The organism is uncultured Methylobacterium sp. (genome assembly GCF_964251405.1).
Lineage (GTDB): Bacteria > Pseudomonadota > Alphaproteobacteria > Rhizobiales > Beijerinckiaceae > Methylobacterium.
In genome coordinates, this window is sequence record NZ_CAXUJR010000012.1 from 8,242 (window position 1) to 22,313 (window position 14,072).

The 14,072-nt window shown below is 69.2% G+C and carries 12 protein-coding genes and 1 pseudogene; 5 read left to right on the forward strand and 8 right to left on the reverse strand.

Annotated elements, in window-relative coordinates; genetic code table 11:
• Both ACFE7U_RS03865 and ACFE7U_RS03870 read left to right on the forward strand, forming a co-directional pair.
• The coding region (locus ACFE7U_RS03865; protein WP_375408414.1) for a tetratricopeptide repeat protein at positions 1–2,811 on the forward strand (2,811 nt) is incomplete at its 5' end.
• Between the two features lie 163 nt (positions 2,812–2,974).
• A complete protein-coding gene (locus ACFE7U_RS03870) occupies positions 2,975–3,412 on the forward strand; it encodes a DUF3429 domain-containing protein (protein ID WP_375408415.1) in 438 nt (145 codons plus the stop codon).
• A 48-nt stretch (positions 3,413–3,460) separates the two neighbouring features.
• On the opposite strand, the gene pdeM is transcribed toward ACFE7U_RS03870, so the two are convergent.
• From pdeM to aqpZ, 4 genes are all read right to left on the reverse strand, one after another.
• On the reverse strand, positions 3,461–4,174 hold the full coding sequence (gene pdeM, locus ACFE7U_RS03875; protein ID WP_375408451.1) for a ligase-associated DNA damage response endonuclease PdeM: 714 nt from the start codon (positions 4,172–4,174) through the stop codon (positions 3,461–3,463).
• 41 nt (positions 4,175–4,215) lie between these two features.
• Positions 4,216–6,828, reverse strand: coding sequence for a ligase-associated DNA damage response DEXH box helicase (locus ACFE7U_RS03880; protein WP_375408416.1), 2,613 nt, complete (start codon positions 6,826–6,828; stop codon positions 4,216–4,218).
• Positions 6,821–7,783, reverse strand: coding sequence for an alpha/beta hydrolase (locus tag ACFE7U_RS03885; protein ID WP_375408417.1), 963 nt, complete (start codon positions 7,781–7,783; stop codon positions 6,821–6,823). Before ACFE7U_RS03885 ends, ACFE7U_RS03880 begins: the two co-directional genes overlap by 8 nt.
• A gap of 243 nt (positions 7,784–8,026) precedes the next feature.
• Positions 8,027–8,764, reverse strand: a complete 738-nt coding sequence (gene aqpZ, locus ACFE7U_RS03890; protein ID WP_375408418.1) for an aquaporin Z — start codon at positions 8,762–8,764, stop codon at positions 8,027–8,029.
• Between the two features lie 295 nt (positions 8,765–9,059).
• On the opposite strand from aqpZ, the gene ACFE7U_RS03895 reads away from it, so the two are divergent.
• A complete protein-coding gene (locus tag ACFE7U_RS03895; RefSeq protein WP_375408419.1) occupies positions 9,060–9,398 on the forward strand; it encodes a DUF6460 domain-containing protein in 339 nt (112 codons plus the stop codon).
• A gap of 19 nt (positions 9,399–9,417) precedes the next feature.
• Complete coding sequence (locus ACFE7U_RS03900) at positions 9,418–10,815, forward strand: MATE family efflux transporter (protein WP_375408420.1); 1,398 nt, start codon at positions 9,418–9,420, stop codon at positions 10,813–10,815.
• On the opposite strand, the gene ACFE7U_RS03905 is transcribed toward ACFE7U_RS03900, so the two are convergent.
• Both ACFE7U_RS03905 and ACFE7U_RS03910 read right to left on the reverse strand, forming a co-directional pair.
• Positions 10,753–11,775, reverse strand: coding sequence for a DUF2336 domain-containing protein (locus ACFE7U_RS03905; RefSeq protein WP_375408421.1), 1,023 nt, complete (start codon positions 11,773–11,775; stop codon positions 10,753–10,755). The genes ACFE7U_RS03900 and ACFE7U_RS03905 overlap by 63 nt on opposite strands.
• Positions 11,776–11,926: 151 nt before the next feature.
• A complete protein-coding gene (locus ACFE7U_RS03910) occupies positions 11,927–12,277 on the reverse strand; it encodes a hypothetical protein (RefSeq protein ID WP_375408422.1) in 351 nt (116 codons plus the stop codon).
• Between the two features lie 387 nt (positions 12,278–12,664).
• Here ACFE7U_RS03910 and ACFE7U_RS03915 point away from each other — a divergent pair, with 387 nt between their 5' ends.
• The gene (locus ACFE7U_RS03915; protein ID WP_375408423.1) at positions 12,665–13,549 is read left to right on the forward strand and encodes an HpcH/HpaI aldolase/citrate lyase family protein; all 885 of its coding nucleotides are present in this window, start codon (positions 12,665–12,667) and stop codon (positions 13,547–13,549) included.
• A 51-nt stretch (positions 13,550–13,600) separates the two neighbouring features.
• Here the strand turns inward: ACFE7U_RS03915 and ACFE7U_RS03920 are convergent, their stop codons facing one another.
• Positions 13,601–13,735, reverse strand: coding sequence for a hypothetical protein (locus ACFE7U_RS03920; protein WP_375408424.1), 135 nt, complete (start codon positions 13,733–13,735; stop codon positions 13,601–13,603).
• Between the two features lie 79 nt (positions 13,736–13,814).
• Positions 13,815–14,072 (reverse strand): annotated as a pseudogene (locus ACFE7U_RS03925) (dihydroorotate dehydrogenase (quinone)); the annotation flags it as partial.

The following is a 14,072-nucleotide window of genomic DNA, read 5'->3' on the forward strand; positions in this document are numbered from 1 at the left end:
CCGCCCGGACGCCGCGGCCGGCCCGTCGCCGTCGAGGTGGCCGACGCCGTCGGCGAGATCCGCCAGCGCCAGCGCGAGCTGGACGAGCGGCAGTCCGCCCCGGGCGCCGTCGCCGCGATGCAGCAGAACCTCGCCGCCGGAATGGCCGCCGCGTTCCCGCCCCCTCCATCCTCGTCGATCAGCGAATTGCAGATCGAGACCAGCCGCCTGCGCGACTGCATCGGTGGTCTGGCCACCGGCCATGACGTGAACGCCCTCGAACAGGCGATGCTGAGCCTCGCGGACGGCATCCAGCAGGCGCAGAAGCCTGCCGATCTCGCCGACATCGTCGAACCGATCGCGCGGATTCAGATCCAGGTTTCCCGTCTCGCCGAAGACGTGGCCGAGAACGTTCATGCCCGGGTCGCCGGCGATGTCGAGCGCCTGGCCGTCAAGTTCGACCAAGCTCTCAGCGTCGGGACGTCCGGCAATGCCGACCGGGACGCCCTGGGCGGCCTTTTCGCGGAGATCGAGGAGATCCGCCGGCTCGTGGCGGCTCTCGCCGGTCCCGAGCGCATCCAGAGCCTCGCCCACGGCCTCCAGGCCCTCAGCGCTCAGGTCGCGACGCTCCAAGGCGAGGCGGCGAACGGCGCCAGCCGCATGGCCGAGCTGCAGCCTCTGCTGGAGGAGATCCGCACCGATCTCAGGACCCCGAAGACCAGCGGCATCGAGCAGCAGATCCAGGCGATGGGCCGCAAGCTCGACGCCCTCGGCGGCGGCACGTCTGCCGACGGATCGGACTCCATCATCGATCGCATCGACGCGCTCTCCGAGAAGGTCGACCGGGTCGGCGTCAACCCGGTCGGCGACCTGATCGGGCGGCTCGAGGATCTGGGGGAGACCCTGCGCCGGCCGGCTCTGCCCGGCGGCGACCTCGCCACCATCCACGCCATGCTTCACGACCTCGTCGACAAGGTCGACCGGGTCGGGGCCGGCGGTAGTTCCGGCGAAGGGCTCGACGCGCTGGAAAAGCAGATCCTCGCGCTGTCGCAGCGCATGGAGACCCGCGGGACCGATCCGGCCATCGCCGGCCTCGAACGGGCGATGAACGACCTCCTCGCACAGGTCGCATCGCCGGTGGCCAAGGGCGGTTCCCGCGACGAGATCGGCTCCCTGCGGGCGGGCCTCGCCGACCTGCGCACGCAGCAGGCCGCCTCCGAGCAGCGGATGCTCACGACCCTCAACGGCGTCCACGCGGCCCTCGACCGGCTGTCCACCCATTTCGGCGGCAATGCACCTGCGACCCCGCCGCAGCCGCAGGCCCGCCCCTCGGCCCAGCCCGACGCGATCACGAGCGCCGTCCGCGCGAATGCCGCCGGTCGCCGTCCGGAGATGCCGAAGGCGTCGGTCGCCCCGGCCGAAACCCCGGCCGAATGGTCGCGGGCCAAGGACGAGATCCTCGAGCCGGGTGCAGGCCGGCCCAACCGGTCGCGCCTCGGTGCGACGCCGGACCAGGCGGAGCCGGAGGTCGCGGCCCCCTCGACCGGCGAGATCAAGTCGAACTTCATCGCGGCAGCCCGCCGCGCCGCCCTGGCGGCTCAGGCGGAAGCCGACGAGACCTCGCCCAAGAGCCGCATGCGCGATGGCCAGCGCTCGGCCCCCGCGGAGGCGTCCGGCTCTGCCGACGGCGAGCCGGCCTCGACCCGCACCGGAGGAATGCGCGCCGCGATCGACAAGCGCCGCAAGCACCTGCTTCTCGGCCTCGCCGCCGTGGTCCTGGCACTGGGGACCTTCCAGGGGATTCGCATCCTCACCTCGGCCGACGTTCCCAAGGGTGACGACCGCTCGGTCGTGACCTTGGACGGAGCGACCCAGAGCCCGCCATCAGCCGCCGACGCAGCCGCGTCCGCGGGCGAGGCGGTCGCGGAATCGGAGAAGCGCGCGACCGATCCCGTCCCGCCGGCAGAACCGCAGACCACGCAATCCATCGCGAAAGTGCCTCAATCGGCCGCGACCTCGAACGCGGCGCCCACACCCACCGTCGATCCGGCGCAGGGCGGCATCAAGCCGCCGCAGCCGACAGGCCGCAAGGCCGTGCCGCGGGTCGCCGAGACGGGTGCCTTCGCGGGAGACCTCGCCGGCCTTCCCACCGCCCTCGCCGTGCTCAAGAAGGCGGCCATGGAGGGTGACGGCACCGCCATCTACGATCTGGCCTCCCGCGCGGCGGAAGGCCGTGGCCTGACCCGCGACCTCGCCATGGCGGCCAAGCTCTTCGAGACGCTGGCCTCGGCCGGCTTCGCTCCGGCCCAGTACAAGCTCGCCGGGCAGTATGAGAAGGGTCTCGGCGTAGCCCGCGATCTCGCCCAGGCCAAGCTCTGGTACGGACGGGCGGCCGAGCAGGGCAACGTGCGCTCGATGCACAACCTCGCGGTCATCTTCGCCGAGAACACGAGCGCGACGGGCAAGCCCGATTTCACGACCGCCGCGCAATGGTTCCGCCGCGGCGCCGAGCACGGCGTGCGCGACAGCCAGTACAATCTCGCGGTCCTCTACGCCCGTGGCCTCGGCGTCCCCCAGGATCTCGTGCAGTCCTATGCCTGGTTCGCCGCCGCCGCCGCCCAGGGCGACGACGATGCCGCCAAGAAGCGCGACGACGTGGCGGAGAAGCTTGCGGCCAAGGATCTGTCGGCGGCCCGCAGCCTCGCGGCGGCCTTCAAGGCGAGGGTGCCCGATGCAGCCGCCAACGAACCGCCGGCAGCGACGGCATCGGCTGCTATGACCTTGCTCGGAGCGCCGACACCGGCGGTCGCGGCGACGCCGCGTCGCATCTGAGCAGCCAAGGGCCGAGCGAGGGGTGGAGAGAGGGGCCGCGCCGCGATCCGTCGCACCTTCGGGCTTCGTGGCAGCCTTGCGGAACCCAATGGTTGCGGTGCGAATAGACCCGTCTGTCGATACGAGGTCCGATCCCGGGCCGCGATTACAGCCGGGACCCCCGATGGCGCTTGTTAGACCGGTTCCCCTCCTTGCCGTGATCCTCGGACTCGGTGGTCTGATCCCCTTCATTGGCTTCGCGGCGCTCTCGATCAGCGGCAACGATGGTGGCCTCGGGACGATCGGCTTGTCGCCTCGGCTCATCCTCTCGGCCTACGGCGCCATCATCGCCTCGTTCCTCGGCGGCATCCGCTGGGGCGCCGCCGCTGCGCGCGAGGGTGGCAACGCCGACTACGTCATCGCCATCGTTCCCTCCCTCGTCGCCTGGGCGGCGCTGGCGGTCCCGACCCCGTGGGATCTGCGGGTCCTAGGGCTTCTCGTCCTCGGATGGGGGCTCGTCGACCAGGACCTGCCGCGCCGCGGCCTCGTCCCGCGCTGGCTCGGGCACCTCAGGCTCGCGCTCTCGGCTGTTGCGGGGGCCTCGTTGCTGGTGGCAGCCTAACGCCTCGGCGGCAGCGAGGATCGCCGACCTTAGAACCTGCCGGGAGGATCAGTCCCGCGCCAGCATCGACTTGCCGATGGCGAAGATGCGCCCGTCGCCGAGCAGATGCGCCGTGAACCCCTTGGGAAACAGCGGATCGAAGGCTGGATTGCGCACGTTGAGACCGCCCGCGTAGGCGCCGAAAGCCGGCATCACGAGGCGCCGTCCGTCCGTGACGAAGCAGCGGCGGCGCACCGCGCGGCCGCGCATGGCGACCTTGCCACAGGGATGGAGGTGGCCAGCGACCTCTCCATCCGGCGCATCGGCGCTCGGCTCGTGCCGGAGTGTGAGGCCGCCGAGGTTTAGGACCTCGGCATAGCGTCCGCCGACGCCGGAATGAACGGCGTGATCGTGGTTGCCGGCGATCCAGACCCAGTCGCGGCCTTCCTGCAGCACTTCCACGAGGGCGCGGTCGCCCGGATCGAGCCGTTCGGGTCCGCGGGAATCGTGGAAGGAGTCGCCGAGCGCGACGACGCAGGCCGGATCGAGGCGCGCGATCACCTCGTGCAGGCAAGCCAGGGTCTCCCGGGTGTCGTAGGGCGGCAGGAATTGACCGGATTGGGCCGCGAAGGAAGAGCCCTTCTCCAGATGGAGGTCCGAGACCACCAGGGTCCGATGCCGGGCGAGCCAGAGGCCGCCGCAGAGATCGAGGGTCAAGGCTTCGCCGGCCAGCGTCAGGCCGGGGGATTTTTGGATTCGTTCGAGTCTCTGGCCGAGCGCCAAGATCGCATCCTCGTTGCCGTGAAACGGGCGGTTCACCGGGCTCACGTCAGCGCCTCTTCGAGAAGCTGCGCTTCGGCCTCGGCCAGAATCTCGTCGGCGCCCTCGCCGTAGACCCGCTCGCGCCCGATCTCGAGCATGACGGACACGGAGAGAGGCGAGACGCGGCTCAAGGCCTTGTGGGTGATTCGCCCTTGGATGCGCCTCAACATCATGCCGAGCCGTACCACGTCGAGGAGTCCGGTTGCCGCATCCTGCCGCGCGGCTCTCAGCAGGAGGTGATCGGGCTGGTGCTTGCGCAGCACGTCGTAGACGAGGTCGGTGGAGATCGTGACCTGGCGGCCGGTCTTCTTCTGGCCTGGATGGCGCCGCTCGATCAGCCCGGCGATCACGGCGCATTGCCGGAAGGTGCGCTTCATCATGGCGGATTCGTCGAGCCAGGCTTCGAGGTCGTCGCCGAGCATGTCCTCGGCGAACAGCGCCGCCAGGAAGCCGGGATCGAGGGCGATGCGCTCGCTCACGTCCCGCGTCATCCAGATCGCGATGCCGTAATCGTTGGCCGCAAATCCCAACGGTTTCAGGCCCGCCCGCTCCATGCGACGGGTGAGCAGCATGCCCAGCGTCTGGTGGGCCAGCCGTCCCTCGAACGGGAAGGCCGTGAGATAGTATCGGCCGGCCCGCGGGAAGGTCTCGACGAGGAGGTTGTCCGGCCCAGGAAGCACGGAGCGGCGCCGCTGCTGGACGAGGTAGTCCGAGACCTGGGCCGGTAGCCGGTCCCACTCGAACGGGTCGGCGATGAGGGCGCGCACCCGCGCGGCCAGGAAGGTCGAGAGTGGGAACTTCGCGCCCGCATAGGAGGGGATCGCCGGGTCGGTTCCGGGTCCCGCCCGGGTCGCCAGCGCCTCGTCCTCGGAGAGGCCCTCGAAGCGCAGGACCTCGCCCGCGAACAGGAAGGTGTCGCCGGGGGTCAGGCTGTCGGCGAAATCCTCCTCGATCTCACCCAGAACGCGGCCGGTCTTGGGCAGGACGGTGCCTGGCTTGCCCCTCAGCGTACGGCCGAGGCGGACCTTGACCTTGGCCGATTCGATGATCGTGCCGATGTTCATGCGATATTGCTGCGCCACCCGGGCGTCGCGCACCCGCCACAGTCCGTCCGGCCCGCGCAGGATCTTGGCGAAGCGCTCGTAGGCGCGCAGCGCGTAGCCGCCGGTGGCGACGTAATCGACCACCGCCTCGAAATCCTCCCAGGACAGCCCGGCATAGGGCGCCGCCGAGACGATCTCCGCGTAGAGATCGAGCGGGTCGAAGGCGTCGGCGCAGGCCATGCCGAGGATGTGCTGTGCGAGCACATCAGGTGCGCCGAGGCGGGCGTCGGGCGTGTCCTGGGCCGCCTCCTCGACGGCGTCGAGGGCGGCGCGGCATTCCAGGATCTCGAAGCGGTTGGCGGGCACCAGATAGGCCTTCGAGGGCTCGTCCATGCGGTGGTTGGCCCGCCCGATCCGCTGCATGATCCGGCTTGCGCCCTTCGGCGCCCCGATATTGATCACGAGGTCGACGTCGCCCCAGTCGATGCCGAGATCGAGGGTCGCGGTGCAGACGATGGCACGCAACTGCCCGGCCGCCATTGCAGCCTCGACCCGCCGACGCTGCGTGGCGTCGAGGGAGCCGTGATGCAGGGCGATCGGCAGCGAATCCTCGTTGAGGCGCCAGAGTTCCTGGAACGTGTATTCGGCCTGAAGGCGGGTGTTGACGAAGACGAGGACGGTGCGGTGCCGGCCGATCAGGTCGTAGATCGCCGGCATGGCCTGACCGGCGGTGTGCCCGGCGAGCGGCAGGTTGCGGCCGGTGACGAGCATGTGGAGGTCGGGCGGTGCGCCGCCTTGGACGACGACGAGGTCGGCCATTGGCATCTCCCCTCCTCCCTGTGGGGAGGGGGTGTGGGTGGCTGGGTGACCCTGGGTAGAGGCTGGCGGAACCACCCCCACCTCCACCTCCTCCCTACAAGGGAGAGGAGAGGCGCGTGTGCTGGGACTGTTCTGCGGCACGAGGTACCGCCGCAGGTCGTCCGGCTCGCGCACCGTCGCCGAGAGCCCGATCGCCGTGAGCCCCGGACTGAGTCGATGCAGCCGCGCTAATCCCAGCGACAGCAGGTCCCCGCGCTTCGAGGTGACCATTGCATGCAACTCGTCGAGGATGACGCAGCGCAGCTCCGAGAAAAGCTCGGCCGCTTCGCGGTGCGCGATCAGCAGCGCGAGCTGCTCGGGCGTCGTGAGCAGGATGTCGGGCGGCCTGGCGATCTGCCGCGTGCGCTTGTGGGAGGGCGTGTCGCCGGTGCGGGTCTCCACCTGGATCGACAGCCCCATCTCGGCAATCGGTCGGTCGAGATTGCGCGCGATGTCGACGGCCAGCGCCTTGAGCGGCGAGATGTAGAGAGTGTGCAGACCCTTCGCCTTGGGCTTGGCGGGCCGCTCGGCCAAGTCGACGAGGCTCGGAAGAAAGCCCGCCAGCGTCTTGCCCGCGCCCGTCGGAGCCACCAGCAGCGCCGAGCGGCCGGCCCGGCCCAGCGCCAGGAGGTCGAGCTGATGAGCCCGCGGCTGCCACCCTCGTTGAGCGAACCAGTCGGCGAAGCGCTCCGGCAGCGCCCCGGGCTCAGGCAAGGGCGGCGAGGAAGCGGTCGATGAGTTCTAGCGCCCGCCCGGTCATGGCGCCGGGATAGCGGATGAAGACGTGGCAGCCGCCCGGATAGATCGCGGTGTGGCCGCCGTTGCCCGCCGCCGCCCAGCGCGACGACATGTAGAGCGTGTCGTCGAGGAGCGGGTCGTGCGTGCCCACCGAGAACAGGGCGGGGGGCAGGCCCGTGAGGTCGGCGTAGAGCGGCGAGACGTCGGGGCGGCGCCGATCGATCCCCTCGCGGACGTAGTCGTTCGCGAAGGTGGTGAGGTCGCGGGTGTTCACGACGAGGCGCTCTTCGCCCCAGTTGCGCACGCTCGGCGTGAGGCCGAGATCGAAGAAGCCGGCATTGAGGTTGGCGCCGCGGAAGGCGCGGGGCAGGTTGTGGATGTCGCGCAGGCGCAGCAGCGTCATCACGGCGAGGTGCGCACCGGCGGATTCGCCGCCGATGGTGAGCGCGGAGATGCCGAACTCGGCCTTGCCCGGTCCAGCCAGCCACAGGGCCGCCGCCTCGCAATCCTCAAGCGCGGCCGGGTAGGGGTGCTCGGGGGCGAGGCGATACTCCACCGACAGGCAGATGAAGCCGCAGCAATCGGCGATCCGTTCCAGCCACGGATCCTGCTCGTCGGCCGCGCCCCAGACCCAGCCGCCGCGATGGATGTGAAGGTAGGCGCCGCGGGCCTTGGGCCATTTCTTGGCCGACGGACGGATGACGCGCAGCATGAGGGGACCGCCCGGACCCACGATGGTCAGGGTCTCGGCACGGGCGCTGCGCGGCATCGCCGGAGAGGCCTGCGTGCCGCGGCGGCGGCGGGCTCGCACTTCGGCGATGGGAAGCGACCAGGGATCATCCTGTGCCGCATGAGCAGCGATGATCTCGGCGTTCAGGCGCAGGGTCTCCGGTTCGATCGTCGCCGGGTCGAAGAGGGCGTGGTCGATCATGGAACCGAGAGTCTCACCTTGAGCGAAAACCTCGCGAGACCGGAAGCCGCGAGGGGAGCCGGTCTAGACCGGCTGCTACAGCTTTGCCATCGTTGAGAGCGCTGGGAAACCGGTGATTGTCGCGATTGCAGAGGGCAGACGCGGCTTTCTTGACGCGCCACCCGGGTCGGGCGGAGCCCTGGAGGGTGCCGCTCCGCGACGTGTCGAGGGGATGGGCTCCGGTCCGAGATCCGCTGCGATCCCTCAGTTCACCCGCTCCTCGATGATCAGAGTTTCGGCGATCCCGGCCGGTTCGTAGAGCCATTTCGCGAGCGCGCCCGCGATGAGGGCGCCGAAGAGCGGTGCGAGCCAGAACAGCCAGAGCTGTCCGACATAATCGCTGCCCGCGAACAGGGCGGTACCGGTGCTCCTTGCGGGATTGACGGACGTGTTCGTCACCGGGATCGAGATCAAGTGGATCAGGACCAGCGCGAAACCGATCGGGATACCGGCAAAGCCCGCCGCCGCTCCTTTCGAGGTGGTCCCGATGATGATGAAGAGAAAGAAGAAGGTCGCTAGAAACTCGATCGCGAGGCAGGATGCGAGACCGTACTTTCCGGGACTGAGATCGCCGTAGCCGTTCGAGGCGAAGCCGCCCGGAACCCATTCCGGTTTCCCGGACGCGATCAGGTAGAGGATGCCGGCCCCCGCGATGGCGCCCATCACCTGCGCGACGATGTAGGGCACGACGTGGTGGTTCGCGCATCGCCCCGCCGACCACAGGCCGAGGGTGACCGCAGGATTGAAATGGCCGCCGGATATGTGGCCGACCGCGTAGGCCATGGTGAGGACGGTAAGACCGAAGGCGAGGGCGACTCCGAGAAAGCCGATTCCGAGTTCCGGAAAGGTTGCGGAGAGCACGGCCGCTCCACAGCCACCGAAGACCAGCCAGAAGGTCCCGAAGAACTCGGCCGTTGCACGTCGCACGGTGTCGGTGGTCATCACGACACCTCCCTCACCCGGCCGGCGCGACTGTCGTGACGCGCATGCCCGCCCCTCGGTCGTCGATACGTTAGCATTCGAAATGATAAATGCTAGATATGAAAAATAGTCGCCGAAATCTTCATGGGTCTATTACCGAAGTGGTGCCTTGATTTGCTCGATTTGGCAGATTTCGGTGGTCACCACCTCTTAGCGGCCAGGCTCATTTGACGACGCTCGTACTACTCCCGAATCTCCGTCACGCTTCTGCCCGCTTCGGCAGGTCTGAGAGCATCGAAGGCAGGGAGCCGCAGCGATGACCCTCGACCAAGACCCGCGCCAACGCGGAGCGCACCAGAACGGCGACGTCTATCCGCGCCCCGTTCCTTCGCGCTCGACCCTCCACCGCTTCCTCGGCGGATCGCCGCTGGCGGTGCTCGTGAAGCTCCTGTTCCTGTCGATCCTGGTAGGTGCCGGCATGGCGATGCTGGGCCTGACCCCGGGTCGATTGTTCTGGCACGCCTACGACACCCTGCGAGACCTGATCGATCTCGGGATCGTCACGTTCCGGGATTTCGGCGGATGGATCCTCGCCGGTGCGGTCGTGGTGGTGCCGCTGTGGCTGCTCTCGCGGCTCTTCGCCGTGTCGAAGTAGTGCCTTATTGGGATCAGCGATGACTGACCCGAGCTCGCCCGCTACCAGCCGAAGCGTCCTCGCGCTCGCGCTGCCGATGACCCTTGCGCATGTGACGACGCCGCTGCTGGGCCTCTTCGGCGCGATGGTGATCGGGCGTCTCGGCGACGCCGCGCTCCTCGGCGCCATGGCGCTCGGGGCGGTGATCTTCGATGCGATCTTCTGGTCGTTCGGGTCGCTGCGCATGGCGACCGCCGGGCTCACCGCGCAGGCAGTCGGCGCGCGCGATCCGGGTGAGGTCGACCGCACACTCGCCCGCGCCCTGGCTGCGGCGGCCCTCGTCGGCCTCTCCATCGTCCTGGCACAGGTCCCGATCGCCGCGATCGCATTCCGGGTCAGCGGGGCGAGCACGGAAGTGGTGGCGGGCCTCTCCGCCTATTTCCATGTCCGCATCTTCGCGGCACCCTTCACCCTCGCGAATTATGCGATCCTCGGCTCCGTGCTCGGCCGTGGCCGCACCGATCTCGGGCTCGCGATCCAGGTCGCCATCAACCTCGCCAACATCGCCCTGACACTCGCCTTCGTCCTCGGTGCCGACCTCAGCGTGATGGGTGCCGGGCTCGCGACGCTGGTCGCGGAGGCAGCCGGGACCGGTCTGGGGTTGTTCGTCCTCGCACGCCTCGGGTCGCGGCCATTGCGGGTGCCGCTGCGGGCGATCCGCGATCCCCTGGCGCTGGCGCGGATGCTCAGCGTCAACGCGGACGTGATGATCCGCACGCTCCTTCTCGTCGCCTCCATCGCGCTGTTCTCCGCGCTCGGCGCCAGGGCCGGGGACGTGACACTCGCGGCCAACGCCGTGTTGTGGAATCTCTTCCTTGTCGGTGGCTTCTTCCTCGACGGCTTCGCCACCGCGGCCGAGACCCTGTGCGGCCAAGCCATGGGTGCGCGCGACGAGAGGGCCTTCCGCCGCGCGGCCCGGCTCAGCCTGGCGTGGTGCCTCGCCTTCGGGGGCGCCATCGCCGGATTGTTCTGGCTCGGCGGCGACCGTTTCATCGATGCCGTGACGACGAATGCCGAGGTGCGGGAGACGGCCCGGCACTACCTCCTCCCGGCGGCATTGGCGCCGCTCGCGGCGGCCGTTCCGTTCGCCTTCGACGGCATCTATGTCGGCGCGACCTGGACGCGGGCGATGCGCAACCTCATGCTCGCCGCGACCCTGGCCTACGGCGTGATCCTCGCAGCGACCCAAGGCGCGGGCTGGGGCAATGCGGGCCTCTGGCTGTCCTTCCTGGCGCTCCTGGGCGCCCGCGGGATCGGGCAGGCCCTCGCCTATCCGGGGCTGGTCGCACGCAGCTTCCCGGCGCCCGTCCCGCTCTCAGCCGCGCTTGTAGCGGGCGGCCGCCGCCCGGACCTTCGCCTGGGCCGACACGACGCTTAGGGTCTGGAAGGCCTGCATCACGTCGTGCATCATCTCCGGCGGCGGCTCGCGGCCGGTCTTGGCGATGGCGAGACTCGACAGGATGCGCCAGCCAAAGCGCAGCGAGCGAACGATCGGCAGCAGCGCGTCGTAGCTCCCGCTCTCGTAGGCGTCGATCGCCATCTCGCTCGGGATTCCGGCGAGCCGGGCCAGCGCCACCAACGCTTCCGTCGCCCTACCGGTCTTGAGCCACCCGATCAGGACAGCCTCGTCGATATCGATCCGGCGGGCCTGCGTGCTGACGAAGACCTCCGCAGCCAGCACCGCGTCGGAGCGTGCGGCGGGCTGAGGCACCGGCAGGGGCTCTGCGGCATGGGCTTTCGCGAAGGTGGCGAGGCGCGAGCGCAGGGACGTCGGAAGATCGGGGCGCGTCCGCAAGCGCGCGCCGAGTTCGGCATCCGAGAAGGCACGGTCGCCCAGAGCCGCGAAGCCGCCGACCGAGAACTGTGCGCCCAGGTTCCCGGCCAGCACTCGCACCACCTCCGGGTCGCCCCGTGCCACCAGGAGGTCGGCCACGGCCGGGCTGAGGGCGCCACGCGCCGCCATGGCGATGAGGTGACCCTGGCCGCGCTTGGCCGCCAAGGTCTCGAGATCTCCCTCGACCAGCCGCTGCGACCGGGCGATCACGGGCCGCGCCACCGCCAGTACGCCGTCGAAGGCCAGATCGCGTACGACCCCCCGCGGTGCGTTGGGCACATCGGCGAGGCGCTCGGAAAGGTCGATGCGGGCCTGATCGTCCATCTGTCCGGCGAGATGGAGGATCACGGCGTCGAAGGCCGCCACCTGATCCTCGCCCAGGCGAGACGCCTCGTCGGTGAAGAGGTTGGTCAGGCGGCGCAGCAGCGTCTCGCCGTGCCCCAGCCCGCCACGAGCGACCGAGGCCTCCAGATCCGTGAGAAGCGAAGCGAAGGCAGCCGCCATGGGTGAAGGGATCTCCCGCCGAGGGGCGTCGCCTGCGGCTCACCATCAATCCCCTGAAAGTAGGCAGGAGGAGTTAAGACTCTGCTGACCTCCGCGGCGAATCGGACCGTGGCATCCGGCCGGACGGCCCCGGGGTCGAGCATCGCCTGCGTCAGATGGGGCTGCCGGCAACCGCGATTCCAACCCTGTCGGCGTCGCTGCTGGCGCGGCCATGAGTGTAGATCGCCACCTCCATGTCTTCCAACGCAGACAGGACGTGCCTGCGTCCGACACGGTTCAGGATGCGACCGGTCTTCCGCTCGAGTTCGATGACGTCGTCGGCACCCTGGTAGACGAGGCGCCGGGCCTCGACGATCACCGGATGCGGCTCGACGAATCGCGTTGCACCGTCGAGCCAGCGCATCAGGGCGCCGGCCAGGCCGTCCTGGCCGGGAGCATGGCTCACGACCACATCCTGCGCACTCTCGAAGGTCCTGACGATGTCTTTACGAAGTTGACTCATGGCCTCTTCCCGCTCGGCCAAGCCGCAATCTCGACCAATGCGAATGCGTTCACCCGGACGGGGACTTCATCCGCTGGGCCGTTCGTGCGGCGAAACAACCATTACGCTGATACAAACCCGTTAAGGCTTCGTCAGTCCACGATTACCTCGACCCTCTGTGTGAGATCTAATGTGACGATGCCCGGTGTTGGACCGAGGATCGAAAGGACTCTGGTTCGCCACGAACCGTGTTCCAGGCGAGCGGGCGATCGTAGGTCTCCCACCTCGCCGCGTGGGCGGCATCGAGCAACAGTATCAAACCTGCAGGATCGACACGCTTTCGCATTGCCGAAGGGTGTCCCGGCAGGCTCGTTGCATTACGCTGCCCCGGCCACGAAGGAATGCCCGATGTCCGATCTCCGCCTGCGCCGAAGCGTCCTCTACATGCCCGGATCCAACAAACGGGCACTGGAGAAGGCGAAGACGCTGCAGGCGGATTCGCTGATCCTCGACCTCGAGGACGCGGTCGGGCCCGACGAGAAGGAACTCGCCCGCGAGCAGGTCTGCGCCGCCGTCAAGGACGGCGGCTACGGCGACCGCGAGCTGATCATCCGGGTGAACGCCCCGCAGACGCCGTGGGGCGAATCCGACCTCAAGGCCGCGATCCAGGCCCGGCCGAACGCGATCCTGATGCCCAAGGTTTCCTCGCCCGCGGTGCTGGAGAGCATCGCCAATCACCTCGAAGCCCTCGACGCCCCCGAAGACATCGCGATCTGGGCGATGATCGAGACGCCGGCCGCCATCCTCAACATCCAGGAGATCGCCAAGGCGCGGCGCGACCGGCGCACGCGGCTCACCTGCTTCGTCCTTGGCACCAACGATCTCGCAAAGGACACCTGGGCTCAACTCGTGCCCGGCCGCGTGCCGATGCTGCCCTGGATGATGCTGACCCTGGCCGCGGCCCGGGCCGAGGGCCTGACCATCCTCGACGGCGTCTGGAACGACATCGCCGACGTCGAAGGCTGCCGCGTCGAGTGCCGCCAGGCGCGCGACCTCGGCTTCGACGGCAAGACCCTGATCCACCCCAACCAGCTCGAGCCGGCCAACACGTCCTTCGCTCCCACCGAGGAGGAGGTTCGCCGGGCGACCCTCGTGATCGACGCCTTCGACCAGCCCGAGAACGCCAAGCGCGGTGCCATCAAGGTCGAGGGCCGCATGTACGAGCGCCAGCACGTCGGCATGGCGCGGCGCGCGGTGAACTGGTCAGAGGCGATCGCCGCGAAGGGGTATTGAGGGGCGTCCACACAGGCGGCTCGTTCACAGGACGAACCCGTTGTCCCTCACTCATCCCGCTAGCGACCGCCCGAGGAAGATCGTCCCAGCCGAGGGCGTCCCGTAATAGGGTACGATCGGCGCGAATCCGGCCTGTTCGTAGATCGCTATGGCGCCGGTCATCGTAGGGAGGGGATCGAACCGCATCTCGCGATATCCGATCCGCGCGGCAGTCGCTCGTCCATGACTGGGTCCTCGTCCCGGTCGGGGCAGGTCGGAGGCGGTGCTAACCCGGCGTCGTGGCGAGCGCCGCGGCATCGCGTCCGACGATGTCCTGAAGGCTCGTCGCCCCCGCCGCCCGCAGCCGGTCGACGAGCCCGGCCTTGATCGACCCGACGAGGCCGGGGCCGGCATAGACCAGGGCCGAGTAGAGCTGGAGCAGCGAGGCGCCGGCACGGATCTTGGTCCAGGCGGCTTCCGCCGAATCGATGCCGCCGACGCCGACGAGCGGGAGCTTGTCTCCGACCCGCAGGTAGGTTTCGGC